Origin of the sequence: Streptomyces abyssalis, from assembly GCF_001751365.1 — a bacterium.
GTDB lineage: Bacteria > Actinomycetota > Actinomycetes > Streptomycetales > Streptomycetaceae > Streptomyces > Streptomyces abyssalis.
The window spans coordinates 1,560,600-1,586,508 of the sequence record NZ_LJGT01000041.1; the positions used below are offsets into that span (position 1 = coordinate 1,560,600).

Here is a 25,909-nt window from a genome sequence, read left to right on the forward strand (position 1 = left end):
TATCCGATTGCCGCCGGCCGGCCAAGTCGGATAGGAAGCCTGCATGCTGAGGGGGAACAAGGTCGGGCTCAGGGCCCGGCACGAGGACGACATCCCGGTCCTGCAGGCCGAGTTGCACGACGACGTGGCCAACGCAGCGCGGGCCCAGGGCCGGCCGTGGCGGCCGATCACGCCGGGCTCGAAGGAATCGCAGTTCGTGGTGGACGACAAAAAGCAGGGGCACGTCCCGTTCTCCGTGGTGGAGCTGGACGGCGGCGCCCTGGTCGGCGCCGCGACGCTGTGGGGCATCGACGATCACAACCGGTCCGCGCACATCGGGCTGGGGCTGCTGCCGTCCTCCCGCGGCAGGGGCTACGGGACAGACGTGGTCGCGGTGCTGTGCCACTACGGTTTCGTCGTGCGCGGCCTGCAGCGGCTGCAGATCGAGACGCTGTCGGACAACGCGGCGATGCTGCGCTCCGCCGAGCGCAGCGGCTTCGTACGTGAGGGCGTGCTGCGCTCCTCGGCCTGGGTGCTGGGCGAGTTCATGGACGAGGTGCTGCTCGGCCTCCTCGTCCAGGACTGGAAGCCGGACTCGAAGCAGTACTCGAAGGGCTAGAGCTGCGGCCTGCCGGTCGGAGCCGGGCCGCGGAGCCGGGGACGGACGACGGCGGGTCAGGACGGCGCGTCGTCCCGTCCGGCGATCGCGGCACACCGATGATTCCCGGCCTTCGGCGCGGTCGTACGGGGAGACCCGCACCGACTTCGCAGAGGGACGGCATGCGCACACTCGCGATCACCCAGAACATCACCGTCGACGGCGCCGTCGAAATGATCACTGACTGGTTCGACCCTCAGGGCCAGGGCGCCCCGGACATGAGCGACGTCCTGGAGGAGAACCAGCGGCAGAGCAGCCGGGCCGACGCCGTGCTCCTGGGCCGGCAGACCTTCGAGGACTTCCGCGGCTACTGGCCGCTGCAGACCGACGACACCACAGGCGTCACCGACTACCTCAACCGGGTGCAGAAGTACGTCGTCTCCTCCTCGCTCACAGATCCCCGGTGGGAGAACTCGACAGTGCTGGCGGGCGACCCGGTCGAAGAGGTGGCCTCGCTGAAGTCCGGTAGCGGCAAGGACATCGTGCTCACCGGCAGCATCACCCTGGCGCACGCGGTGATCGGGGCGGGACTGGCGGACGAGTACCGCCTCTTCGTGTATCCCGTCGTTCAGGGCCGCGGCCGGCGCCTGTTCCCGGACGGGTACGAGATCCCGCGGCTGCGCCTGCTGGAGTCGAAGGCGTTCCGCAGCGGGATCACCCTGCAGCGCTACGCCCCTGTCCGCTGAGGCGGCGCCTTCTCATCGCTCCATCACCCCTGTTCCCGCGCCCACTTCGCACGGAGGAGCGGGGGAGCGGGTGTGCGTGAGCGCCCCGCGTCGCAATGGCTGCTTTTGCACGGTGCAGAACATGTCATCACTACCGACCGGTAGCCGGAACTTTCCCCTCCGTCCATGATGAGACGTGAACATGCCACCGGGCCCCACGCCGTTCCGGCGAGGGGCCATCCCAAGTCGGTTTCGCGACTCAGGAGTGAACCCCCCATGCATGGACGTAACTGGAAGAAGCGGATCTCGGTGTCCGTCGCCGGAGCGGCCGTCGCGACGGTGACGGCCGTCGGTGTGGCTCCCGCCACGGCCGCGCCCCCGCAGGCCCCGGCGACGGCGCAGGCGCCCGCCACCGCGCCCGCCGACTCGCAGGCGGCGCCCGCGACTTCGGCCGTGACCTTCGCCGGGCCGCACGGCGCCGACGGCCACTCCGCGCTCGCGGAAGAGGTCGACTACGAACAGTGGAAGCGCGACGTGAGCGCGGTCACGGACGAGGCACGCCCGTACCTCGAAGAGCGCATCTCGCAGGGCGGCGGCGAGAAGATGGCGATCGTCCTCGACATCGACAACACCTCGCTGGAGACGCACTTCCACCCCATCTGGGAGCTGCCGACGCCCGCGGTCGAGCAGACTCTGGACCTCGCCCGCTACGCCGACTCCCAAGGCGTGGCCGTCTACTTCGTCACCGCCCGCCCGGGCATCATCTACGGGCTCACCAAGGACAACCTGGAGAAGGAAGGCTTCCCGATCTCCGGTCTGTACGTGCGTGACCTGCCGGACATCTTCGACGAGGTCAGCAAGTACAAGACCGCCAAGCGGGCCGAGATCGAGTCCAAGGGCTACAAGATCATCGCCAACATCGGCAACACTCCGACGGACGTCGTGGGCGGGCACGCCGAGAAGACCTTCAAACTGCCGGACTACGACGGCGCGTTGAGCTGACCCCGAACGTCTGCCTCTTCAGAGCCTGACCCCCGGAGTGGCCGAACGGCCAGGGCTGCGCGAGAGCCCTGGCCGTTCCCCGTTCGCAGGCACCGCTGCTGAGCGGCCCCGGCGCTGATCTGCGAACCGTCAACGGACCTGCGGGACTGCGGGGTCCGTCGGCGGCACCGTCCCGGTCGGCATGGGGGCCCGGCCGGAACCGTGTGCCTGCTCACGGAACACGATTCGCGGAGGGTGATGCCGGGCGAGTGAGTAATCACCGCTCAACTTCCCTGTGTGGCGGTCCCGTCACGTGGGGCAGCCGTTCAGTTCGCCGCATCGTCGCCGTTGCGGTCCCCGGACCGCTGTCCGGCGAGATCACATAGGGTCGGCGGATGGCGAAGTACTTCGACGTGCACCCCGACAATCCGCAACCGCGCACCATCAGCACGGTGGCCGACAGTCTCCGCTCCGGCGCGCTCGTCGCGTATCCGACGGACTCCTGTTTCGCGCTGGGATGCCAGCTGGGCAGCCGCGACGGCATGGACCGGATCCGGTCGATCCGCAACCTCGACGACCGTCACCACTTCACGCTCGTGTGCCAGAACTTCGCGCAGCTGGGCCAGTTCGTCCACGTCGACAACGACGTGTTCCGCGCGATCAAGGCGGCGACGCCCGGCAGTTACACCTTCATCCTCCCGGCGACCAAGGAGGTGCCGCGCCGTCTGCTGCATCCGAAGAAGAAGACGGTCGGCGTCCGGATCCCCGATCACGCCGTGACCCAGGCGCTGCTCGCCGCACTCGGCGAGCCGATGCTCTCCAGCACCCTGCTCCTGCCCGACGAGGACGAACCGATGACGCAGGGCTGGGAGATCAAGGAAAGGCTCGACCACACGGTGGACGCGGTGATCGACTCGGGGGACTGCGGTACTGAGCCGACCACGGTCATCGACTTCTCGGGCGGCGGCGCCGAGATCGTACGCCGCGGCGCCGGCGACACCGCGCGCTTCGAATAGCCGCACCGGTGGCGGGACGCCGCCCGGGCCGGGCGGCACGTCAGTCACGGCGCGGCACGGTGCGATAGCACTGCACTGCACACCACCTCACCTCATCGCCCTTCCCCGCACAGGAGACGCGGGGGAGGGCGATGACGTGTGCGGGGGTAGTGGCCGTACTCCCGACGCGCGCCTGACCTGCGTACATGCCTCCGCGAACGGGACGGATCCACCGGAGACTTGACAGTCACCGCACCTTCATCCACCCTTTCACTACTCAATTAGTGAAAGGGTGCTGGGGCTTGACCGCAGCAGGATCAATCCAGTTCCGAATCGACCGCAGCAGTGGTGTCGCCACGTACGTGCAGTTCGTGCAGCAGGTCAGGCAGGCCTTGCGCCTGGGCCTGCTGCAGCCCGGCGACAAACTCCCCACGGCACGCGAGGTCGTGGAGGCGACAGCCGTGAATCCCAACACCGTGCTGAAGGCGTACCGCGAGCTGGAGCGCGCGGGGCTGGTCGAAGCGCACCGGGGGCTCGGCACCTTCGTCCGGGACACGGTGAGTGCCGCTCAGGCCCTCGACTCCCCGTACCGGGCCGGCCTGGAGGACTGGGTTGCCCGCGCCCACGAAGGCGGCCTGGAGCGGGAGGACATGGAGGCCCTCTTCGACTCCGTGCTGAACAAACACTTCCCGCAGGAGACCCCATGAACTACGACGCGTCCGCCCTGGAGGCGACCGGCCTGGGCATGACGTACACGCGCCACAGGAAGGCCGTGCTCGCCGACTGCTCCTTCCGGCTCCCACAGGGACGCATATGCGCCCTGGTCGGCCCGAACGGCGCCGGCAAGACCACTCTGCTCAGACTCGCGGCCGGGCTTCTCCGGCCCACCGCCGGGGCCCTCACCGTGCTCGGGCGGACGCCCGCCGAGGCACGTGAACGCATCGCGTACGTCGCCCAGTCCAAGCCGCTCCACCCGCATCTGTCCGTCGCCGGCACGCTCCGGTACGGCGCGGAACTCAACCGCCGGTCCGGCCGCTGGGACCAGCAGGCCGCCGAACGGATCGCGTACGGCGACGGCTCCATCGACCCCGGCGCCAAGATCCGGACGCTGTCCGGAGGGCAGCGCACCCGCGTGGCGCTCGCCCTCGCCTTCGGCAAGCGGGCCGAACTGCTGCTGATCGACGAGCCGATGGCGGATCTCGACCCGCTGGCCCGGCAGCAGCTCACGGGAGCGCTGATGTCGTCCGCAGTCGAGGACGGAACCACCATCGTGATGTCCTCCCACGTGATCCCCGAACTGGAGGGCACCTGCGACTTCCTGTTCCTGATCGCCGACGGCCGGCTCCGGCTCGGCGGCGGGTTCGAGGAGGTCATGGCGGCGCACACCCTGCTCACCGGCGCCGCCGCCCCCGGCCCCGGATGCGGGACCGTGATCGAGCAGCGGCCCGCGGGCCGTGGCTGCACGGCTCTCGTCCGTCCGGACGGTGACCGTCCCGGCGACTGGCTCGCCGAGCGGCCCACCACGGAGGAAGTCCTGCTGGCTCACATCCGCAACACCCAGGCACCGCCGTTCCTCACCGAGTCCGCCCGCCCCGTCCCCCGTCAGCGCCAGCAGAGCGCCCGGCCGCAGGAGAACGCCGCATGAGCAGCACCCCCACCAAGGCCCGCACGCCCGCCCCAGCCCCGGCAGGCGCCGAGCGCCGCGGAACGCGGTTCGGCACGGTGCTCCAGGTGCACCGCACGGCGCTGTGGATCTGGATCGCCTTCGTGGTGATCTCGGCAGCGTTCCTTCTCTGGCTGCGCTACGGCCCGGACGCGAGCGCCGCCGCGCAGTTCCAGGCCGAGTGCGAGACCCTGACCCGCACCGGCCGCTGCAGCGCGTTCTCCGACGACGCCGCGGCCGTCCGCTGGTACGAGTACATCGGTACGGATCTGGTGTCGCTCCTGCGCAACCTCCCCCCGGTCGTCGCCGGATGGGCCGCTGCCGTACTGATCGGGCGCGAGCTGGAGAACGGCACCGCCGAGCTGGCCTGGACGCAGTCCATCAGCCCCGCCCGCTGGCTCGCGGAGAAGCTCGTCGTCCCCGCGGTGTTCATCACCGCCGGCACGGGCCTCCTCGTCCTCGGGCTGCGCGGTTTCATCGACTGGACCGCCGCGCACCGGCTGCTCGCCGCGGGCTACCAGACCAACGACGCCTTCTTCGCCCTGGGTCCCTCGCTCGTCGCACATGCCCTGCTCGGCCTGGCAGCCGGCGTCCTCGCCGCCCTCCTCACCCGCAGGATGCTGCCCGCGCTGGCTGCCGGAGCCCTCACCACCTGGGCCGTCGCCTGGCTCGTCAACCCGTGGCGCACCGAGATCTGGCCGGCGGTCGCGCGTACCGCGAAGGGCGAGGGCCCCTTCGGCTTCACGGCGTGGGCCTGTAAGTACGACCAGGCCGACCACAAGTACTCGGTCGACGCCTGCATGGGCGCCCGGCCGGCCTCCAACTTCTGGCCCGCTCAGCTCACCGAGACGGGCTTCGTCCTCCTCCTCGCCGTCCTCGTCGTGGCAGGCGCCTTCTGGTGCCTTCGCCGGCGTACGGGCTGACGACGGGGGTGCGCGGTGGAGATCCGGTCCGGGGAGGTGTGGTCCCGTACGAGCAGTCCGGCTGCAACCAATCGAGCCCGTGCTGCGTGCTGTGAAATGAGACTCGACGAAAGGAACAAGCCACGGTGCAGTAGGGATCGCCCAGGGCCGAAGACCCAGCCGCCCAGTCCGGGGGCGGCCCGGCCCGCAGGGCACCCGGGCTCTGCGGAAGGGGGATCAATGGTCGACGCGATGACGTGGCCGTTCGTCGGGCGGGACAGGGAGACCGCCGCGTTCGACGAGGCCCTGGCCGACGGGTCGTGCCACGCGTTCATCCTGCACGGCCCGCAGGGAGTCGGGAAATCCCAGCTCGCGAACGTCTGCCGGCGCCGTGCCGAACAGGCCGGCCATGCCACGGGCAGGACGATAAGCGTGCCCCAAAGTCTCGCCTCCCCCTTGGCCTCCGTCGCCCATCTCCTTCCCCAGGACGTGCGTGCCGACGACCCGGTGACCCTGTTCAGGAGGACCCGCGACGCCCTGACCGAGCTCGACGGCGACGCCTCGTCCCAGGAGGTACGACGCCGGTTCGTCCTCCTCGTCGACGATCTCGACAGCCTGGACGAGTCGACCGCCAACCTGGCGGGACAGCTCCTGGAGGCCGGAGTCCTCTTCCTCGCGGGCACCGTGAGTTCCCTGAAGGAGCTGAAGCCGGTCGCGTTCTCGCTGCAGGCCTCCGAGGCGGCGCGGAGGATCGATCTGCGGGGGCTGAGCGAGGCCGAGGTGGGCGACGCGATGAGCAGCGCGCTCGGCGGACCGGTCGAGCCCCGCACGGTCGCGATGATGCACAGGGCGAGCGAGGGAAGCCCGCGCTACCTCAGGGAGTTCGTGCTGTGCTCGTTGTCCACGGGCGCCCTCGTGGACGACGGTGAGTCGTGGGCGCTCGTCTCGGAGGTGGGCCCGACGCCGCTCCTGGAGTCCCTGCTGGAGAGACGGCTGGCCGGCGTCACACCGGCCGCTCGCACGACGCTGAACAGAATCGCCCTCTGCCAGCCCGTCGACGCCGCCGGCCTTCCCGGCGGCGTGACCGACGAGCTCGAATCCCTCGGCCTCGTACGGGCGTCGCGCGACGGCCGGCGTGAATCGGTGTCACTGAGGCATCCGGCACACGAGAAGGTGCTCCGGCTGGCGATCCCCTCCTCCGAGAGACGCCGGATATTCGAGGAGGAGACCGCGCTCGTCCGGGCATGGGGAGCCAGACGCCGCACGGACCAGATCCGCATCGCCTCCTGGCAGCTGTCCGCCACGGGATCGGCCGATCCGGAGACGCTCCTGCAGGCCGCGAGGCTGGCCCGCCGGGACCAGGACTTCCGCCAGGTCTCCGAGTTCGCCGAGGCCGCATGCCGGGTCGGCGAGGACTTCGAACCCCGTCTCCTCCTGGCCGAGTCCCTCTACGAACTCGGTGATCTCCCCGGCGCCTGGAAGGTGTTCGAGGACGCCACGGACAGAGCGGTCCACGATCCGGACCGGCTGCTCCTCGCGCTCGGCAAGTGCAGGCTGCTGGCATGGGGACTCATCGACGACGAACAGGCCCTGGACGTCACCGCCGAAGCGATGCGCTCGATCACCGGGACGCCGTACCGCGACGTGCTGAAGGCCGCTCGCGGGGCGGTCTTCATGGCGTTCGGCCGGCCCGCCGAGGCACTGCAGGCCCTGAGCGACGTCCGGTTCGACGGCAACGACCAGGCGGGCATCGTCGGCAAAGGCCCGCTCGCCGCGGCCACCGTGGCGACCGGCCGCGTGGACGAAGGACTCGAACTGGCCCGGGAGGCATACCAGGACCGTCTCGGGCTGGAGGACTCCTCGGCGATCCCCCATCCCGTCCAGTACCTCAACACCGTGATGTTCGCGCTGGAGGAGGCAGGCAGGCTCGACGAGGCATACAGAACCGGCCAACAGGGGTGGGAAGAGGCGCTCGCCGCCGACGCGGCGGGTGCGGAGGGCTGGATCGCCGCGGCGCTCGCGCGCTGTTCGCTGCTGCGCGGCCGTCCCCTCGACGCCGAACGCTGGGCTTCTCAGGCGGCATCCGTGGCGGGGCGGCATTCACTGCGCGGGACGCTGCACATGGCACTGGCGCGGAAGGCGGAGGCGGCCGCGCTGAAGGGCGACGTTGCGACCGCGGAGAAGTCGCTGAACGAGTGCGAGGACCTGCCGGAATGGGGCGCCTTCCGCTCCGAACTGCCCCTGGGCCGCGCATGGTTGGCCGTCGCGAAAGGAAACGTGCGGGAAGGCCGGAACGTGCTGTGGGAGGCGGTCGCCTCCGCGCGGACCGCCGGTCATCTGGCCAGCGAATCCAGGCTCCTGGTGGACATCGCACGGCTCGGTGACGCGAAGGGCGCTCTCGCAGGGCTGCGCGGAATCTCCGGCGCCATGGACGGTGAACTGTTCCGGACCCGCCTCTCCTGTGTCCGCGCCCTGGCCGAGGGCGACCCCGAGGGGCTTCTCGACAGCGCGCAGGCCCTGCGGCGTACCGGATCCGTGATGCTTGCCGCCGAGGCCGCGGCCTCGGCCTGCCTGCACTGGGGCAACAGAGGCGAACAGCGCTCCGCCGCAGCCGCCGAGAATCTCTCCTTCGCACTGCGAGGCCACTGTCAGGGCGCCGCCAGCCCAGGGCTCTCGCTGCTGGGAGTGGCCAAGCATCTGACGCGGAGAGAAGCCGAGATCACCGATCTCGTGTGCTCAGGCCTCACCAATGCGGAGGTCGCCGGAACGCTCACCGTCTCCAAGCGCACCGTCGACAATCATCTGCAGAACATCTACCGGAAACTGGGCGTACGCAACCGCGCGGCGCTGCAGGCGGAACACCTCAGGCAGAACGGCAACTGACGCCCCGTTCCGGCCTGTCGGACCACGTCGGATCACGTCGGATCACGCAGAGGGGCCGCTGCTCCGCCGGGACCGCCTCGCCGGGGAGTCCCGGAGGGAAGAGCCCCGCGCCCGGCTGCGGCGGCGACGGATCGCGGCGGGCTTGCCGGGGCGATGGCCTGCCGCCGGTTCCGTCGGTGCGCACCCTCCCCCTGTCCGGGCCGCGGGGCTCTGGCTCAACGGCTTCACTCGGTCCTTCCGTCAGCTGTCCGCCGCGCAGGTCTGCGAGGCGGGGACGAAGCGCCGGCGCCGTCACGCAGAAACCCCCCGGTATCTGCCTGGACGACGTCGGGCAATCGGAATTCACCCCCTTTCCTTTGTGGAATTCCTTCGTGATGCACCGCTCTCACAATTCGCCGAGCGGCTGTCCCGGATGTGAAGTTACCGCTTCACCCGAGGCCGTGCATGAGTATTCCGTGCTCACATCACGGGAGGTGGAGGGCGCGGAAATCAGGGCCCGGGAAGGTGTGTTGCTCAATTCTCCGGAACCTCGTTGCGGCGCCGGACGGGCGCTGGTCGACTGACCGCTTGTCAGGGCACGGAACGGTCTGCGGAAACCGGAGTCGATCAGTGGCCCGTCACCGTACCGAATTCCCGGAAAAGGAGAAGTGGACCATGAAGAGACGTACGAAGACAGCCGCCGCTGTTCTCGTCCTGGCCGCGAGTGGCTGGATCGTCAGCGGAACAGCGGGAGCGGGCGAGGCGGATGGGAATTCGTCCCAGCAGACGAAGGACGCCGCACCCGCGGAACCCGCGGAGCGATCCGCCGCCCCGGCCGCCGGCTGCAGCGAGAACGACGGCAAGGGCAGCCAGGACACCACCCCCGCCGAAGCGGCGCTCTGCGACGCGGGAATCACCACCGCCCCCGTGGGGAGACTCACCCGCCCGCAGGGAGACAAGGTAGGGCTCTGCACGGCGACGGTGGTGGCCCGGAACGTGGTGCTGACCGCCAAGCACTGCACCGGTGAGGAGGGAACCAGTCCCACGATGACCTTCACCCCCGGCCAGACCCCCGAGGGAAAGCCGCACGGTTCGTGGAAGAGCGAATCCATAGTCCGCTCCGCGACCCAGGATCTGGCCTTCATCAGGCTGGGCTCCGGCGGAGAGAGCGGCAAGCCGGTGGGCGACGTCGTGGGGACGCACAAGATGTGGTTCGACGTCCCCGACGCCTCCCTGCCCGCCACGAACAAGGGCCTGCCGGAGACGATCACGCTGATGGGCTACTCGGGAAGCGGCCACGACGACGGCACCTCGCTGGACCTGGAGATCTGCCAGAACGGCGCCGTGGACGAGACGGCCAGCGAGGTGACCGAGGCGGAGGAAGGCCCGTCCATCAGGTCAGGCGTCGTACACGGGGACTACGCCTGCTTCGCCGAAGGCGTCGACGGGCCCGTGATCGAGGGCGGGGCCTCGGGCGGCCCGTGGTTCGGGCTCGCCGCGGACGGCAAGCCGTACATCCTGGGCACGCATCACGGCGGGCACCGGGCGGCGATCGCCGGCACCGAAGCGCAGGAGCTGCTGGAGAGCGCCTCCCGATAGGAGCGCCAATGGAGCCGCACGGCCTCCGTTCTGACGGAACGGAGGCCGTGCGGCTCTTGGCTGACCGGCGGCTACTTCTTGATGCGCTGCTCGTAGTACTGCTTGACGGCCGCCGCGACGGCCTTGCCGGTCTCCTCGGGGTGGTCGTTCTTCAGCGAAGGGCCCATCTCCAGCTGCACCGCGTCGACCTGGCAGGGGGATTCGGTGCGCTCCAGCAGCGGTTCGTACGTCGTACCCGCCGCGTTTGCCTGCTGCTCCGGGTTCTCCTTCTGCAGGGCGCCGGTGATCCGTCGCGTGACGTCCTCGTTGGCCGCCTTGCCCCCCTCGCTCTCGTCCGCATAAAGGGCGCCCGTGCCTGCTGCCGTGCCGGCGCCCTCGACCTTCCGGGTCTCCTCCTTGGACGCCTCCGCCAGGCGCACTTCGCCGTCGATCACCTTCTCGCGCCCGACGACGCCGTCGTCCAGTTTCATGTCCGGGAAGGTCACCAGCGAACCGGTCTCGCCACCGCTCCCCGCGCTGCCGGCCGACTTGTAGAAGACCGGCTCCTGGCCTCCGACGGCGGCGAAGTCGTATCCCGCCAGCTTCTCGACGCCGTAATGCCGCGTCGTGTACCCGCCGTTGAAGGGGTCCTCGGACGCTTCGAGATCGTTGTGGAAGGCTTCCCCGGCCGGGATGAAACTCTCCGGGCTCTGGTAGATGCCCTGGCGGAGCACCTCACTCTGGAGCGGCTCGAGGAAGTCCTCCTTGATGCCGGGCTTGCTCGCCTCCGAGATCGAACTGCCTTCACCGGTACCGCGGTTGAGGTCGTCCGCCGCCTTGCCGTGCACGTCGATGATCAGTGCGCGCTCACTGGTCTTCTCTATCTTCCGGCAGAATTCGGCGACCTTGTCGTGATAGAGGCCGTAGCCTTCCTTCGCGTCCTGCGACCCGGCCTCGAAGTGCTGCCAGGCGCCGGCCGCGCGCCGGTTGTTGTCGACGAAGCCTCTGGCTATGGACGACTTGACGACGTACGGCTTCGCGGCCTCGTCGAAGTTGCTCCGGATCGCGTCGGTGACCTCGATGGTGTTTCCGTCGAAGGCATCGAACGGCGCGTCCTCGTCGAAGGTCACCTCCCCGTCCCCGTAACCGGCGAATGCCGAGTCCTTCTTCCGTACGGGCGCGTCTCCCGGCTTGGTGTCGCCGCCGTGTCCGGCGAGGAGAAGAACGGGGATGTTGCCCTCCTGCAGGGTGACGCAGGCTCTCGTATCACCGCCCGCCGTCGTGCATTTAAGGGATTTCTGTTCCTCCACGGCAGGGGAGTACGGAGCGAGCAGCGCCCCGCCTGCAACGGCAGCCCCTGCGACCGCCGTTGCTCTTATCCACTTCCTGGTCGCACTTCGGCCTCGTCCGGTCATGAATTCCTCCTTCGGTTACGGCGACGGTCACTCGCCGACCGGTGGACGGCGAGCTCCCGGGTCTGCGCGGCGTCCTGCAACAGGCAGAACCGGCAGTGCGTTCAGCGATCGGTGCATGCGCCTCTAACCCCCCTGCACACACCGGGAACACGACACTCACCGTCAGTCCGCCGCCGAGGGGAGTCTCGACGGCAGCGGACGCGCCGTGCGCGTGCGCGATGGCCACGACACGGGACAACTCACTCCCCGGCTCGCGCTGTTGCTCACTCCCCGGCTCACTCCCGGGCTCACCGCCCGGGTCGTTCCGGCCGGTCTCCCGGCGTCGCGCGAGCGACATCAGCGACGTCACGCGCTGAGGGGGGACGGGCGGCCCGGTGTTGCTGACTTCGAGCGTCCGGTCGTGGACGCTGAGCGTGATCCGGCCCTCGTCGTGGTTGTGGCGAACGGCGTTCTCCAGAAGGCCGCAGACCAGCCTGCCGAGTTGCACCGGGTCGCCGTCGACGGTCGTGGGCACGGTGCGGACGGCGAGCGTGAAGCCGCGGCACCACACCTCGTCGGCATGGCCGGCGGCCACGGCCCGTACGAGATCGCTGAGTTCGACCGGCTCACGGCGCGGCGGCTCCCCGCCCGTCATCGGCGGGCACACGGCGTCGTCCTGTGAGAGCCCGCAGCGGACGGGTTCCGGGCAGCCGGCGGCCTCCGCGGGGCGCGCCGGGAGCGTCATCGGCGTCCACGGGTTCCGTTCCGGCCGTACGCTCGGGCGCGCGGACCGTTCTCCGCGCATACCGAACTCACTTCTCTCGCTTCACCTACGGTCATGACGCCGGCTTCGGGCGCCGGCGAGGGCGGGCGGCCGGTACGTTTCCCCGTGCCTGAACAGGCTCTTCAGCGCTCGCCTGCCCACTGCGACATGATCCGGGGGCGGCGGCAGGCAGCGCATGAGTATGCGGCGCTCAAGTTCGGTATGAGGGGTGAGCTGGGACGACGGCCTGGACCGGGGGTACGGGTGCGTTCCCGGGGTCTCGTCTGTGTGAGGAAGGGGCTCAGTCGTGAGCTTCCTGCTGAAGGAGCACGGGTTGCCCTGGAACGGTTTCAGTTTCTGTACCGCACAAAGGCCCCGCTTCCGCGGGGCCTGAGGCGAACCGTGCGTCAGTTCGGAGAAGCCGTCGGGACCGAGCCCGCTCCTCGGGCTCGGCCGTGCGCGGCGTAACTCACGAACCGTCCCCACCCCTCATGCCCCACGGTGAACGCGGGACGTGCCAAGTCCTTGGAGTCGCGTACGTGGACGGCCTGTTGGGCGACGGCGACCTCGATGCAGTTGTCGCCCTGAGCGGTGCTGTAGCTGGACTTGTACCAGTAGATTTCGGACATGCTCACAAGGCTCCTCGCATCCGCTGCAGCAGACCCGTGGAGTCCTTAGGGGAGAGGGCCTGCGAGCGCAGTCTGGCATAGCGCATCTGGATCCTGCTGACCTCTTTCGGGTCAGCGATCAGGCGGCCGTTCTCCTGGCCCTCGGAGTACGCGAGCCGCTGGCCGTGAGGGGTTTCCAGCACGCACGCGGGCCCGACCAGGCACGCGTGGAACTCGCTGTCGGCAGGCATGATCTGAAGCGTCGTGTTCCGCAGTGAGCACAAGTCAAGAATGTGGTCGAGGAGTTCACGTGTGACGTCGCCTCCGCCGAGGCGGCGCATCAGGACGGATTCCTCGACGACGAAGTCGAACGTGGTGTTGGGCTTCTCGCGCAGCAGCCGTTGACGGTCCATCCGGGCAGTAACCGTGACTTCCAACTCGTCGTCGGTCAGTGGCGGAACGGTGACCGCTTCCCTGGTCACCGCCCCGACGCGGGTTCCGAGACCGAGTCCGGCCGCGGGCTCCTGCTGATCGGAGCGCTCGCCGACCGCTGGGGCGCGGAGCCGTACCCACCGAGCGGCAAGACAGTGTGGGCCGAGACAGACCTCCGATCTCCAGGCGACTCGTCAGAGCGTCACCACGGGTCGTAGGCGAGGACCAGATACGCGTAACGAACGGCTGCAAGGACCAGCATCGCGGCCGGTGGTGCGAACCAGAGTCGTCGCAGCCAGCTCAGCTTCACAGGGAGGATGGTCAGCAGCAGCGTCGGCAAGGCGAAGCCCATCGTGAACAGCGCGCCAAGTCCGGCGCCGTCCAGCGCCTCCTGGTCGTGTTCGTCCTGCGGCACCATCCAGAACGCGACGAAGAGCCAGAACGCGGCGACGAGGTTGCATCCGCCCAGCACGAGCACGCTGAGCACGGACCCGAGAGCGCGTGGCCGTCCCGGTCGCTGTTCCTGCTGCACGGTCACCTCAGAGCCTGCCCTGCCTGTTCACGATTCTGCTCGAATCTGTCGGCGTAGCCCTGGGCGTCGCCGCCTTCCCAGTGAGGACCGCCGTTGTACCGCGCGGCCAGCTCGCGGTACTGGGCTTGCGTCATCTCCTCCGGCGGCACGTCGGCGAATGAGCTCTGGGCCTTGAGATCGGCCATGTACTTCGCGGAGATCAGCATGTTCTGGCTGGGGTCCTTCAACGAGGTGGTCAATTCGTCGCGCTGGTCCTCGGTGAGATTCTCCGGGTCGTACCCCAGGACCTCCGCCGCGCGGCGGACCTGCACGGCCATCGGGCCGTACGAGGTGTTGTCGCGGTCCCCGGCGAGTGGGCCGGGAAGGTAATCCGGGGTGAGCGGGCTCCACCCGGACTCGGCAGCGCTGCGAGCCCAATCGGTCATGCCGTCGGCGACGTAGGGCTTGCCGCCGACCTCGATCCAGGCGATGCCGGCCATCATGTCCGGCGGAAGGCCGTACGCCCGCGCGGCCTCCTTGATGGCACCCTTGTTCGCCGCGATCCACTCCTCCTTGCTGCCGAAGGCGTCGGTCAGCCACATGCTGTCGACCTCAGGCATGCTCTTGCGGTTGTTCCGAAGGTCCTGGAGCAGCGGTGAGACTTTCTCGTCGCCGACCATCGGCAGGCTCCCCTTGCCCTCGGTGCTGCCGGGTAGCTGTGTGAGCGGGTTGTCGGCGGCCTCCACCTTCTCGAAGGACAGCGCCTTGACCTTGAAGAGCAGGGCTGCTGCGTCCTTGTTCGCGGTGCGGAAGTCGGGGATCAGGCCCTTGGCCCGCTTGAGAGCGGCCACGCACTCGGCGCGCGGACCCCTCTCCGCGCGCAGGGCGGCGCTGAACGCCTCGTCGGCCTGGTCGTAGTAGCGGTTGGCGTCGTCTCTGATGGCGTCGGCGTCCACGCCGAGTTCGGCGAACCAGTCGAGCACACCCGTCGTGGACCGCACGTCTTCCCAGCGCCGCATCGGCTCGGCATCCTGTGCCGTACGCGTGATCGGCATGGCCTCGCGGGAGATCACCTCGGACAGCCGGTCCTGTGCGTCTCCGCCTTGCCGGAGACTCTTCCGGGCTTCCTCAACGGCGTCGGCGTACTTCAGCAGCGCCTTCCACGCCGCTTCATAGCCTTCCATCAGCCCCTGGACCAGGCCCCGTACGTCCTTCAGCCGCTCCTCGTAGGAGGCCCGGGCGTCGCTGGTCCACTCCACGGACTGCGCCCTCTTGACGGAAGGTTCGAGGGAGTCCAGCAGGTCGCGCATGCGCTTGTATTCCGCGGCGTTGCGCTCGATCAGCTTGGGGTCGCAGTCCTCCAGGAACTCGACGTCCGCGTAGTAGGTCACGGCGATCAGTTTCCCTTCGGCGCGACATACGACGACGAGTCGACGAAGTCCTTCAAAGCGGCCGCGGTGCTGCTCTCCACAGAGGTGTAGTTGTTGCCCGTGGCCTTGAGCAGGGTGGACAGCGCGGTCAGCAGCGCGGCGAGATCCTTGCCCTGGTCGTCGGCGAAGCGGGCGAAATCCAGCACCGCGACCGACACGTCCCTGTGCGAGCGCGGCACGCGCGCCATGGTGCCGATGTCGCCGTCGAGACTGCCCTGTTCGAGCAGCCCGGCGATCTCCAGCAGCAGGTGCGCGCTGCCGTCGATCGACTCGGGCACCGCGCTGAAGCCCTCACCCATCCCCCGACCTCCGTCCCCCGGTTCACGTCGATGGCAAGGCTAGCCAACGCCCTGGCCGGGCGGCAGCGTGCAAGCGGGAGGTAGGCGGGTTTCGGCCGCCTCAAGACGCGCACCCGAAGCAAGGCCCCACCGATTCTCTCCGGAACTGTCAACTGGCTTGGTCTGATCCTTGGTTGAAGCCGGGCCGGGAGTTGAATGCCCGCAAGGGTGAGCGCGTCGACGCCGGACCGGGAACGGTCCCCCGGGCGTCTGCGTCGTACATGCATTCACGTCCACGGCTCGGAGGAGATGGGGCATGCACGAAGGCACGCGGCGGGCCGCCGCTGTCCTGGCGGCGGCGATACCCCTCCTGGCGGCGGCGATGGCGGCCGTGCAACTGGCGGCCCTGGACAGCGCGATCTCCGCTGGACGCCCTGGCTACCCCGAGGACGACGCGGACGACGCGGAAGAGATGTGGAGGGCCGGCCTGCACGACGTGGCCTGGGACTGCGGCCCGCTGCTGCTCGTCGGGCTTCTCGCGGTGCTCTTCGCCCACAGGCTGTGGCGCGGCTCGGCGCGGTCCGGAGGCGCCCTGGCCTGCTTGGCCGTGCCGATGCTCTTCGCCGGGTACATCGCCTTGGGCGCCGACGCGGTCAGCGGCGCGCTCTGGCTCGGCACCAGCGACACGGGCAGCACGCTCGTCGACACGCCTGGCTGGTGCGAGCCCGCGTCGAAGGCGCTGCTGTGGGCGACCGCCGTCGTCCAACTGGTCCTCGTCGTCGTGCTGCGGCCCTGGCAGCTGCTGAACGAAGCGGCAGAGCCGCGACTCGACCCTGACCGGACCCGTCGCGGCTCGTGGCTGCTCACAGCCGCGGCCGGTCTCGGACTCGGGCTGATCGGGCTGTACTGGGCGGCCTTCGGAATCACGGAGGCCCGGGTGCAGCACCTGGCCGAGGCTGACGACCTGCACTACGCCGGCCTGACGCTGCTGTGGACGGGAGCGCCGCTCGCACTCGTCTGCCTGGCCCTCCTCGCTCTCGCGCTTCCGGCTCGCCGCGGGGTGTTCTGGGTGACGGCGTGCGTGTGGCCGCTGAATGCGCTGATGCTGTCGGCGGTGGTGCTCGTCGGCTGGGCACACCCGCTCAAGCTGGACCTGATCGAGGAGGGCGCCGACGCCGGGGACGACTACGGGCCGGTCATCGACGCGATCCCCGGCTGGTACATCCCCGCGCGCATCGCGCTCTCGCTCGCGGTCGTGGCCGTGTGCTTCGTCGCGGCGAAGTCCCTGAGAAGCTCCCGGGCGACTGGCCGGGACCGAGCCGGGCCACTCGGCCGACGGCACGGCGAATACTCGGCCACGACCACCGGCCCGTGAACTCAAGAGCGTTCGAAGGTCGTCACGCCGGCCCGGTACCGGGCGTCCTCGCGGGCTTCTGAGATCTCGACGACGAAGTCGGGGAGGGCATGGCCGGCCGGACTGCCGTCCGCCCGTGGTCGAGCCGGGTTCCGCTTCCCAGTCGATCAGATGAACCACTGCACAGTACTTTCCGCTGTCCAGCGGGACGGTGTTGCATCCCGCGGACGAGGCATCGACCTCCTCGATGCCTCCAGTGCAGACGGTTCCGTGCGACGCGAGAAGATAAGGACCGGAGCTCACGAAGACGTACTCGCGCTCCCTCCCGGTCAGCCCTCCGCGTTCCGTGCGTCCCCTCAGGGCGAGTTGATACGCCCCGTCACTGCCGATGTTCACCGGGACGAACGCCCCTGCCTCTATGTACGGCAGGAAGCGGGCGTCCTCTCCGAACGTGGCTTGGTCCAAGCCGAATCAGGCCGTGGCGAAAAATCGGCGTTAACTCCCGCCCCGACCCTTGCCAAGCGGAGTTAGTACGTGTTCGGATTAGTTCTGCCCAGGCGTACAGCGCCTGCAGATTTCCGCTGGTCAGAGCCTATGCGGTGGGCCGATTCCGGCCTGCGCCGACGACGCCCCGACGGCCGCGAACGGCCTCGACGGTCCGCTTTCCGCGGTGGAGCGCCGTCACGGACAGGCCACAGGCCCCCATAGCTGAAGCGAAGACTCCTGGAGGAACATCCATGTTCGATCTGTCGTCCGTCGATCTGCTCGGCGCGTTCACCCGAGAACTGGAGCTGTGCAAGCTCGAGAAGGGCGAGCACGTCGTCGTCCTCGCCGAGCCCGGCAGCCGCGGCGACTACGTGGCCGCCGCCTTCGGAGCCGCGAAGTCCCTGGGAGCCCACGTCATCTCCGCGACCGTGCCCGGCGGCAGCGCCGCCCCGATGGACAGCACCCACACCGGTGCGGGGCCCGGACTGACCTCCGTCCTGGACGACACCGCCGCTCAGGACCTGCTCAAGTCGGCCGACCTGGTCGTCGACCTCACGCAGGAGGGCTTCATCCACGCCCCCGTCCAGCAGGAGATCCTGCGGACCGGCACCCGCATCATCTTCGTCTGCGACGCCCCCGACGTCCTCATCCGCAACCTGCCGCAGGCGAGCGACAAGGAGCGCGTCCTGGAGGCGTCCGGCCTTCTCAAGCGCTCGGAGATCATGCGCGTCACCTCCGCCGCCGGTACGGACCTGACAGTGCAGCTCAAGGGCTCGCACCCGGAGTTCCAGGTCGGCTTCGCCGACGACCCGGGCCGCTGGGATCACTGGCCGAGCACGATGGTGCTGTGCTGGCCGGAGTTCTCCGACGGCCGGCTGGTGCTGGCGGAGGGCGACATCCTGCTGCCCTTCAAGGAGTACGTCCGTGACCCGGTCACTCTGGACATCGCCGACGGCCACATCGAGAAGATCTCCGGCGGCGCCGAGGCGAAGCTCCTGGACAGCTTCTTCGAGGACTGCGACGACCAATGGGGGCGCAGCCTCTCCCACATGGGATGGGGTCTGATGAAGACCGCCGACTGGTTCGCCACCGCCCTGTACGGCAAGGGCGAGCTGATGGGCATGGACGCCCGCGCGTTCGCCGGTAACTTCCTCTGGTCGACCGGGCCGCACCCCGTGCTCGGCCGTGAGTCCTATGCGCACGTGGACATCGCGATGCGCGGCTGCACCGTCTCCGTCGACGGCACGGACGTCGTCGTGGACGGGAAGCTCACCGAACGCTGACCGGCGGCCCGCACCGGCCCGCACCGGCACCGGCCCGCGACGCCCCCCGTACACGCGTCCGTTCACGCGTCCGTTCACGCCTCGCCTTGGAGGAGCTTTGGCGCCCAGCCAGTCTTTCGAAGTCACCGTCGTCGGCGGTGGATTGGGCGGTCTGACCGCCGCGCTCGCCCTGCGCCACAGGGGCATCCGGGTCACCGTCCTGGAGCAGGCACCCGAGCTGGGAGAGGTGGGGGCCGGAATCCAGACGGCGCCCAACGCCAGCCGCGTCCTGCTCGGACTCGGACTGCGCCGCCAACTGGAGGCCATCCACACCGAGCCGCAGGACCAGGTGCGGCGCAGGTGGAAGGACGGCAGCGTCGTCGGCCTGACCAGGCTGGGCCAGTACTGCAAAGACCAGTACAACGCCCCGTACTGGCACTACCACCGGGCCGACCTGCACCGCGTGATCATGGACGCCTGTACGGACCCGTACGGTCCGGGCCCCGTGGTGACCCTGCACACAGACCAGAAGGTCACAGGGCTGGACCGCGGCGACCCCCGGCGCCCCGCGGCCCTCACCGGCGACGGCTGCCGCTACGAGAGCGACGCGCTCATCGGGGCGGACGGAATCCGCTCACGGGTCCGTGACGCCATCGGCGCTGAGGACACCCTGCTCTTCTCCGGCGAGATGGCCTTCCGGGCGCTGATCCCGGGCGACCTGATCGCCGCCGACCCGGCGACGAGGTGGCTCGTCGACCGCTACCAGAGCACCATCTGGTACGGCCCCGACCGGCATCTCGTCCACTACATGATCCGCCGCGGCGAGTTCCTGAACGTCGTCGCCTGCGTACCCTGCACCGACGAGGTCGCCGAGAAGTGGGTGGTGTCCTCCAGCGCGCAGGAGCTGGCCGAGGCATTCCCCGGCTGGGACGACCGAGTCCCCGCGATGCTCTCCAAGGCAAAGGAGGACGTGTCCTGCTTCGCCCTCTACCACCGGCGTCCCGACCCGGTGTGGATGGACGATCACATCGCCCTTCTGGGCGACGCATGCCATGCCATGCTTCCCTACCAGGCACAAGGCGCCTCGCAGGCCATGGAGGACGCCGCCGTGCTCGCGGAGGAACTGGGAGCCGTCACCGCCGACGGCATCCGGGGAGCGCTGCGCCGCTACGTGGACCGGCGGGCCAAGCACGCCGGGATGGTGCAGCAGGCCTCACTCCGCAACAAGACCTTCTACCACTTCCCCGACGGGCCCGAGCAGCGCGAACGCGACGCGAAGCTGGCGCACTTCGACGGAGAGTCCGACGTCTCCTACGACTGGCTGTGGAGCGGCACCCCGCTCAACGACCCCGACCTGGGGTCCTTCTCGTACCAATTCTCCCGGTGAGCCGCGCGGGCGCGCCGGCGCGGCGTCCCCGCTGTCCCCCCTGACAACAGGCGAGCGAACCGGCGTCGGCGCCGTCCACCCAGGCGGCGCGCACGAGCCCATCACCGAACCGTGGAGCGAACCGTGAAGACAGGCGATCAGATAGTCCAGGAACTCCCATGGAAATGGGGTGTCCAGGGCAGGATTTTCATCATCGGTGGCCTCGGCTACCTGTTCGACGCGTGGGACATAGCACTCAACGGCTTCCTCATGCCGTTGCTGTCCAAGGACTTCGGCCTCACCGTCGGCGAGAGCGGTCTCGTCGCCACGGCCAACCTCGTCGGCATGGCGGTCGGAGCCGTCGTGTGGGGGGCCATCGCCGACCGCATCGGCCGTAAGCGGGCCTTCAGCGCCACGTTGCTGATCTTCGCGGTGTTCTCGGTGCTCGGCGCCCTCTCGCCCGACTACTCGGTCTTCCTCGTGCTGCGCTTCCTCGCCGGTGTCGGCCTCGGCGGCTGCATACCCGTCGACTACGCCCTCGTCAGTGAGTTCTCACCGCGCAAGCACCGGGGCCGCATCCTGACCGCGCTCGACCTGTGGTGGCCCGTCGGCGTCACGCTGTGCGGACTGGCGGCGACCCTGATGATTCCGCTGCCGGGCAACTGGCGCTGGATGCTCGCGACGATGGTCCTGCCCGCGCTGCTGCTGTTCTGGGTACGCCGCGGAGTGCCCGAGTCCCCGATCTACCTCACCCGGGTCGGCAGGGAGGCCGAGGCACGGCAGGTCATCGACTCGCTCGTCGCACGCACCGGCGCGGTGCCCGAGCCGTACGAGATCCCCGTGCCCGCCGCGGGCGAGGGCTCCGACAGGCCGAAGGGCCTGCGCGCCGGCTACGAGCAGTTCCGGCGGCTGTGGAAGTTCAACCCCCGCATCACCTCGGTGTGCTGGCTGCTGTTCGTGACGATCATGCTGGTCTACTACGCGGCCCTCACCTGGATGCCTTCGATCCTCAAGGAGGAGGGCTACGACGACACCGCGTCCTTCATGGGCCCCACCCTGATGAGCGGCGTCGGCATCCTGGGCGTCCTGGCCTCCACCTGGCTGGTCGAGATCACCGGCCGCAAGTGGCTCATCGGGGTCTCCGCGCCCCTCTCGACGGCCGCGCTGGTCGGCTTCGCGCTGGTGCTGAAGGTGGAGACGGCCGCCATGGCCGCGATCGCCGTCTTCGGCTTCCTCATCCAGCTGACCATCCCGGTGCTGTACGCGTACGCCGCCGAGCTGTACCCGACGACGCTGCGCGCCAGCGGCTTCGGGTGGGCGTCCTCGGTCAGCCGGATCAGCACCGGATTCGCCCCGATGCTGTTCGGGTCGCTGATGTGGCCGCTGCTCGGCCTGCCGATGACCTTCACGGTGCTGGGCGTGGTCGTGGTCCTCGCGGTCGTCTGGATGGCCTTCGGCGCGCCCGAGACCAAGGGCAAGGACCTGGACGACGTCGATGAGGAACCGGTCCTCGAACAGGTGACTGTTCCGCCGCCGGCTGAGAAGACGCCCGTACAGGGCTGAGCAGGGAGCCGTCCTGCGGGCGCGGGTGCGTGGCCCCTCGTCCCCGCCCCGCAGGACACCGCCTGATCACCGGCCGTCCGCCGCCCTGCGGCCCCGCCGCCCGGCTGTCCCGGCCGTCCGGCAACCGGCCGTTCCACCGACCCCGTCCCCGGGAGGAGAGCGATGAAGCCCGCCGCCTTCACGTATCACCGTGCGCGCGACGTCGAGGGCGCAGCACGTCTGCTCGCCGAGCTCGGAGACGAGGCGAAGATCATCGCGGGAGGCCAGAGCCTCGTGGCGATGATGAACTTCCGCCTGGCACGGCCGCAGCACCTGGTCGACATAGCGGGCCTCGACGGCCTGGACGGGGTCCGTACCGGCCCGGACGGCGGCCTCCGCATCGGCGCCCTGGCCACACACCACGCCGTGGAGACCGCACCGCCCGGGGCGCTGGGTGCCGGCTTCGCCGTCGTACGGGAGGCAATGCGCTGGATCGGGCATCTGCCGATCCGCACCCGCGGAACAGTCGGCGGCAGCCTGGCGCACGCCGACTCCACAGCCGAGTGGTGCCTGCTCGCGGTGCTTCTCGACGCGGAGCTCGTGGCCCGCGGCCCGTCGGGGGAGCGGCGCATCGCGGCGGGCGACTTCTTCCACGGCTACTACACGACCGCGCTGGAGCCCGAGGAGATCCTCGTCGAGGTCGTCTTCCCGCGGCCCGCGCCCAACGCCGCGCTCACCGAATTCGCCGAGCGGCGTGGCGACTTCGCCGTCGTCGCGGCGGCCGTCGACCTCCGGCTCGCACCGGGCGGAGGGCACATCGAGGGCGGGCGTGTGGCGCTCGGCGGGGTGACCCCGCAGCCCGTACGGGTGCCGGAGGCCGAGGCGGTCCTCGCCCGGGGAGGGACGCCGGGGCCGCGACTCTTCGCCGAGTGCGCCGAGTCGGCGGCCGGCGCTGTCAATCCCCCAAGCGACGCGAACGGCAGTGCGCAGTACCGCAGGAGGCTCATCCGCACGCTGGTGGCGCGCGCATGCGAGGAGGCGACGGCCCGATGACGCACGAACACCGCCATGGCCACCACGGCGACCGGAGCAGCGACGGCGACCGGAGCAACAACGGCCGTACGCAGGGGAGTTGGATCGGCGCATCAGTGGGGCGCCGCGAGGACCCGCGTCTGCTGAGCGGACGCGGGTGCTTCACCGACGATCTGGAGGTTCCGGGCACGCTGCACGCGCAGTTCGTGCGCGCGACCGTCGCGCACGCCACGGTCACCTCGCTCGACCTGTCCGCCGTACGGCAAGTGCCGGGCGTGGTGGCGGCGTTCGACGCGGAGGACCTCGCCCTGGCCGACATCACCGCGCGGCTGGGCCGTCCGCTCACCGAGTTCGTGCCCACCGGCATGCCCGTGCTCGCGCGGGAGCGGGTCCGGTACGCCGGTGAGCCGCTGGCGGTGGTCGTCGCGCGTGATCCGTACGCCGCCGAGGACGGCGTCGAGGCGGCGAAGGTGACGTACGAGACGCGTCCGCCCGTCGTCTCCGAGGAGGCCGCACTGGCACCGGGCGCGCCGCTCGTGCACGACGAGGCGAGCGCCAACACCCTGCTGGACGTCTCCATGTTCGCCACCGAAGGCATCGACGACGTCTTCGACGAGGCGCCGTGCGTCGTACGCGTGGAGACCAGGACGGGACGGCAGAACGCCCTTCCGCTGGAGACGCGGGGCGTCCTCGCAGGCTGGGACGACCGCGAGGACCAGCTGCTCATGCGCACCTCCACGCAGGTGCCGCACCAGGTGCGCACGACCGCCGCCCGCTGCCTGGGGCTCGACGAACGCGCCGTGCGGGTCGTAGTCCCCGACATGGGCGGCGGCTTCGGACTGAAGTGCGTGGTGGGCCGTGAGGAGATCGCGGTGGGCGCGGCGGCGCTGCGGCTGGACCGCCCCGTGAAGTGGATCGAGGACCGCAAGGACGCCCTGACCGCCTCCTTCCTCGCCCGCGAACAGCACTACGACGTGCGCGCCGCCTTCGACGGCGACGGCCGCATCCTCGGTCTCGATGCCGGGATCGTCTGCGACATGGGCGCCTACTCCTGCTATCCCTTCACCGCCGGCATCGAACCGCTGATGGCGTCGGCCGAGATGCCCGGCGTCTACAAGGTGCCCGCCTACCGCGTACGGGCGCGCGCCGTCACCACCAACAAGGCGCCCACGGCGCCCTACCGGGGTGTGAGCAGGCCGCAGTACGTGATGGTCATGGAGCGGATCTTCGAGCGTGCCGCACGCGAACTGGGCCTGGGCGCCACGGAGATACGCCGCCGCAACCTCATCACCCGGTTCCCCTACACGGGCGTCAACAACGTGACGTACGACCCGGGTTCGTATCTGGAGTCGCTGAACCTGTGCGAGAGCGCTCTGACCGAGGAGGGCTGGTACGCGGCGAAGGAGAAGGCCGCCGCCGAGGGCCGCCACATCGGCATCGGCTACTCCTGCTTCAGCGAGCGCACCGGCTACGGCTCGGGAGCCTTCGCGCAGCGCAAGATGGAGGTCGTTCCGGGCTTCGACATCTCCGAGGTACGGATGGACACCAGCGGCGCGCTCGTCGTCACGACCGGCACCATGAGCCACGGCCAGAGCCACGAGACGACGATGGCGCAGATCGCCGCGGACGAACTCGGCCTGGACATCGCGCAGGTGCGCATCCACCAGGGCGACACCGACCGGATCACCTACGGCTGGGGCACCTTCGCCAGCCGGTCCATCGCCATCGGCGGCAGCGCCGTACGGCTCGCGGCGGGCAAGCTCGGCGAGAAGCTGAAGACGATCGCCGCGTCGGTGCTCGAAGTCCCCGCTGAAGAGCTGGAGTTGGGCGAAGGGCTGGTGACGCACCCCGCCGGCGGCGGCTCGGTCGCCTACCAGGAGATCGCCGACATCGCCTACCTCAGGTCGCATCTGCTGCCCAAGGGCGCGGAGCCGGGGCTGACGGCGACCGCCACCTTCGACGTCACCGGCGACGGCACCTTCTCCAACGCCACACACGGTGCCGTCGTCGAACTCCACGAGGGGACGGGCCAGGTGGAGATCCTGCGCTACGTCTGCGTCGAGGACTGCGGCGTGGCCATCAACCCCAAGGTGGTGGAGGGCCAGACCAGGGGCGGCATCGCCCAGGGCATCGCCGGCGCCCTGTTCGAGCAGGTCACCTACGACGAGCAGGGCGCACCCTCCGCCGTCAGCTTCATGGAGTACAAGGTCCCCACCGCGATGGAGATCCCCGAGGTGAGCATCCATCATCTGGAGACGCCTTGCGCGTTCACCGAGACCGGTGCGAAGGGCGTGGGGGAGGGCGGCACCATCGGCGCGCCCGCCGCCGTGATCAACGCGGTCAACGACGGACTGCTGCACACAGGAGTCGAGTTGAACGACACCCCGATAACGCCGGAGACGGTGGCGGACGCGCTCGCCGCGACCGTGCCCGACGCAGCGTCCGCACCGGCGCCCGCAGCGGCACGGCGTGCGCCCCGCACCGCGGAATCACCGGAGCACATGGAGCCCACCTCATGACGGAGACGGCACACCGCGAGGCCGATCCGCGGCACCAGCAGCTGATCAGCCTGCACGTCAACGGCGAGGCGCACGAGGTCCTCACCGAGGCACGCCGCACCCTCGTGGACGTCCTCAGGCACGACCTGCGCCTGACCGGCACCCACGTCGGCTGCGAGCACGGAATCTGCGGCGCCTGCACGGTGCTGCTGGACGGCGCGCCCGTACGCGCGTGCCTGATGTTCGCCGCGCAGGCCGAGGGCCGTGAGCTCCGCACCGTCGAGTCGCTGGCCGACGGACGCGAACTCAGCGATCTCCAGCGGGCGTTCGGCGAACACCACGGTCTGCAGTGCGGCTTCTGCACCCCGGGGTTCCTGATGCTCGCGGAGGGGTTCCTCGCCGAGCGGCCACAGGCGTCGAAGGAGGAGATACGCGAGGTCGTCGCCTCCAACCTGTGCCGCTGTACCGGCTACCAGACCATCGTCGAGGCGATCGACGACTGCGCCACCCGGCGCCGCGCGGCACTCCAGCAGCGCCTGGACGAGACGCGTACGGACGAGACGCGTACGGACGAGGCGCGTACGGACGATGCGCGTACGGACGATGCGCGTACGGACGAAGTGTCTGCGGACGAGGTGTCCAAGGGCGGGGCGCGGACGCCTGGGGCGGT

22 protein-coding genes and 3 pseudogenes are annotated in these 25,909 nt (G+C 69.8%); 18 read left to right on the forward strand and 7 right to left on the reverse strand.

Annotated elements, in window-relative coordinates; genetic code table 11:
* Positions 1-43: 43 nt before the first annotated feature.
* The 9 genes from AN215_RS27465 to AN215_RS27505 all read left to right on the forward strand — a co-directional run bounded on the left by AN215_RS27465 (position 44) and on the right by AN215_RS27505 (position 10,304).
* The gene (locus AN215_RS27465) at positions 44-598 is read left to right on the forward strand and encodes a GNAT family N-acetyltransferase (protein WP_070010518.1); all 555 of its coding nucleotides are present in this window, start codon (positions 44-46) and stop codon (positions 596-598) included.
* 161 nt (positions 599-759) lie between these two features.
* Complete coding sequence (locus AN215_RS27470) at positions 760-1,323, forward strand: dihydrofolate reductase family protein (RefSeq protein ID WP_070010517.1); 564 nt, start codon at positions 760-762, stop codon at positions 1,321-1,323.
* A 255-nt stretch (positions 1,324-1,578) separates the two neighbouring features.
* Positions 1,579-2,304: an HAD family acid phosphatase gene (locus AN215_RS27475; RefSeq protein ID WP_070010516.1), complete on the forward strand. Its 726-nt coding sequence runs from the start codon at positions 1,579-1,581 to the stop codon at positions 2,302-2,304.
* 374 nt (positions 2,305-2,678) lie between these two features.
* Positions 2,679-3,299 (forward strand): L-threonylcarbamoyladenylate synthase, encoded by a 621-nt coding sequence (locus AN215_RS27480; RefSeq protein ID WP_070010515.1) that lies wholly within the window; start codon positions 2,679-2,681, stop codon positions 3,297-3,299.
* A gap of 281 nt (positions 3,300-3,580) precedes the next feature.
* Positions 3,581-3,985: a GntR family transcriptional regulator gene (locus AN215_RS27485; RefSeq protein ID WP_245694741.1), complete on the forward strand. Its 405-nt coding sequence runs from the start codon at positions 3,581-3,583 to the stop codon at positions 3,983-3,985.
* Positions 3,982-4,923 (forward strand): ATP-binding cassette domain-containing protein, encoded by a 942-nt coding sequence (locus AN215_RS27490; protein WP_070010514.1) that lies wholly within the window; start codon positions 3,982-3,984, stop codon positions 4,921-4,923. Before AN215_RS27485 ends, AN215_RS27490 begins: the two co-directional genes overlap by 4 nt.
* A complete protein-coding gene (locus AN215_RS27495; RefSeq protein ID WP_070010513.1) occupies positions 4,920-5,864 on the forward strand; it encodes a hypothetical protein in 945 nt (314 codons plus the stop codon). The genes AN215_RS27490 and AN215_RS27495 overlap by 4 nt, the downstream gene beginning before the upstream one ends.
* Positions 5,865-6,083: 219 nt before the next feature.
* Positions 6,084-8,726, forward strand: a complete 2,643-nt coding sequence (locus tag AN215_RS27500) for a LuxR family transcriptional regulator (protein ID WP_070010512.1) — start codon at positions 6,084-6,086, stop codon at positions 8,724-8,726.
* Between the two features lie 654 nt (positions 8,727-9,380).
* The gene (locus AN215_RS27505) at positions 9,381-10,304 is read left to right on the forward strand and encodes a trypsin-like serine peptidase (protein ID WP_139140789.1); all 924 of its coding nucleotides are present in this window, start codon (positions 9,381-9,383) and stop codon (positions 10,302-10,304) included.
* A gap of 71 nt (positions 10,305-10,375) precedes the next feature.
* Here AN215_RS27505 and AN215_RS27510 read toward each other — a convergent pair whose 3' ends face one another.
* Both AN215_RS27510 and AN215_RS30935 read right to left on the reverse strand, forming a co-directional pair.
* The gene (locus tag AN215_RS27510) at positions 10,376-11,698 is read right to left on the reverse strand and encodes a hypothetical protein (RefSeq protein ID WP_171904293.1); all 1,323 of its coding nucleotides are present in this window, start codon (positions 11,696-11,698) and stop codon (positions 10,376-10,378) included.
* Positions 11,699-11,897: 199 nt separating this feature from the next.
* Positions 11,898-12,212 (reverse strand): annotated as a pseudogene (locus tag AN215_RS30935) (ATP-binding protein); the annotation flags it as partial.
* Between AN215_RS30935 and AN215_RS29985 the strand changes: the two are divergent.
* Complete coding sequence (locus tag AN215_RS29985; protein WP_070010509.1) at positions 12,099-12,359, forward strand: hypothetical protein; 261 nt, start codon at positions 12,099-12,101, stop codon at positions 12,357-12,359. The pseudogene AN215_RS30935 and the gene AN215_RS29985 sit on opposite strands and share 114 nt — an antisense overlap.
* Positions 12,360-12,847: 488 nt before the next feature.
* Here AN215_RS29985 and AN215_RS27520 read toward each other — a convergent pair whose 3' ends face one another.
* Both AN215_RS27520 and AN215_RS27525 read right to left on the reverse strand, forming a co-directional pair.
* Entirely contained in the window at positions 12,848-13,069 is a 222-nt protein-coding gene (locus AN215_RS27520; protein WP_171904294.1) for a DUF397 domain-containing protein, read from the reverse strand.
* A 2-nt stretch (positions 13,070-13,071) separates the two neighbouring features.
* Positions 13,072-13,530: a Scr1 family TA system antitoxin-like transcriptional regulator gene (locus tag AN215_RS27525; protein WP_070010507.1), complete on the reverse strand. Its 459-nt coding sequence runs from the start codon at positions 13,528-13,530 to the stop codon at positions 13,072-13,074.
* 15 nt (positions 13,531-13,545) lie between these two features.
* On the opposite strand from AN215_RS27525, the pseudogene AN215_RS30580 reads away from it, so the two are divergent.
* Positions 13,546-13,698, forward strand: a pseudogene (locus tag AN215_RS30580) (ATP-binding protein); the annotation flags it as partial.
* On the opposite strand, the gene AN215_RS27530 reads toward AN215_RS30580, so the two are convergent.
* From AN215_RS27530 to AN215_RS27540, 3 genes are read right to left on the reverse strand one after another with little or no spacing between them, the layout of a single operon-like run.
* Positions 13,683-14,018, reverse strand: a complete 336-nt coding sequence (locus AN215_RS27530) for a hypothetical protein (protein ID WP_139140790.1) — start codon at positions 14,016-14,018, stop codon at positions 13,683-13,685. The pseudogene AN215_RS30580 and the gene AN215_RS27530 overlap by 16 nt on opposite strands.
* A complete protein-coding gene (locus AN215_RS27535; RefSeq protein WP_070010505.1) occupies positions 14,015-15,382 on the reverse strand; it encodes a hypothetical protein in 1,368 nt (455 codons plus the stop codon). The genes AN215_RS27530 and AN215_RS27535 overlap by 4 nt, the downstream gene beginning before the upstream one ends.
* A gap of 5 nt (positions 15,383-15,387) precedes the next feature.
* Positions 15,388-15,720: a hypothetical protein gene (locus AN215_RS27540; protein WP_070010504.1), complete on the reverse strand. Its 333-nt coding sequence runs from the start codon at positions 15,718-15,720 to the stop codon at positions 15,388-15,390.
* Between the two features lie 295 nt (positions 15,721-16,015).
* Here AN215_RS27540 and AN215_RS27545 point away from each other — a divergent pair, with 295 nt between their 5' ends.
* From AN215_RS27545 to AN215_RS27575, 7 genes and pseudogenes are all read left to right on the forward strand, one after another.
* Positions 16,016-17,074 carry a hypothetical protein gene (locus AN215_RS27545; protein ID WP_070010503.1) on the forward strand — a complete coding sequence of 353 codons (1,059 nt, stop codon included), beginning with the start codon at positions 16,016-16,018 and terminating at the stop codon, positions 17,072-17,074.
* Between the two features lie 716 nt (positions 17,075-17,790).
* Positions 17,791-18,822, forward strand: a complete 1,032-nt coding sequence (locus AN215_RS27550; RefSeq protein ID WP_070010502.1) for a 2,5-dihydroxypyridine 5,6-dioxygenase NicX family protein — start codon at positions 17,791-17,793, stop codon at positions 18,820-18,822.
* Positions 18,823-18,919: 97 nt separating this feature from the next.
* Entirely contained in the window at positions 18,920-20,188 is a 1,269-nt protein-coding gene (locus AN215_RS27555; protein ID WP_070010501.1) for an FAD-dependent monooxygenase, read from the forward strand.
* 123 nt (positions 20,189-20,311) lie between these two features.
* The gene (locus tag AN215_RS27560) at positions 20,312-21,730 is read left to right on the forward strand and encodes an MFS transporter (protein ID WP_070010500.1); all 1,419 of its coding nucleotides are present in this window, start codon (positions 20,312-20,314) and stop codon (positions 21,728-21,730) included.
* Between the two features lie 162 nt (positions 21,731-21,892).
* Entirely contained in the window at positions 21,893-22,762 is an 870-nt protein-coding gene (locus AN215_RS27565) for an FAD binding domain-containing protein (RefSeq protein WP_070010499.1), read from the forward strand.
* Positions 22,759-25,260 (forward strand): xanthine dehydrogenase family protein molybdopterin-binding subunit, encoded by a 2,502-nt coding sequence (locus AN215_RS27570; protein WP_079123538.1) that lies wholly within the window; start codon positions 22,759-22,761, stop codon positions 25,258-25,260. Before AN215_RS27565 ends, AN215_RS27570 begins: the two co-directional genes overlap by 4 nt.
* Positions 25,257-25,763, forward strand: a pseudogene (locus AN215_RS27575) ((2Fe-2S)-binding protein); the annotation flags it as partial. The gene AN215_RS27570 and the pseudogene AN215_RS27575, both read left to right, overlap by 4 nt.
* Positions 25,764-25,909: the final 146 nt, after the last annotated feature.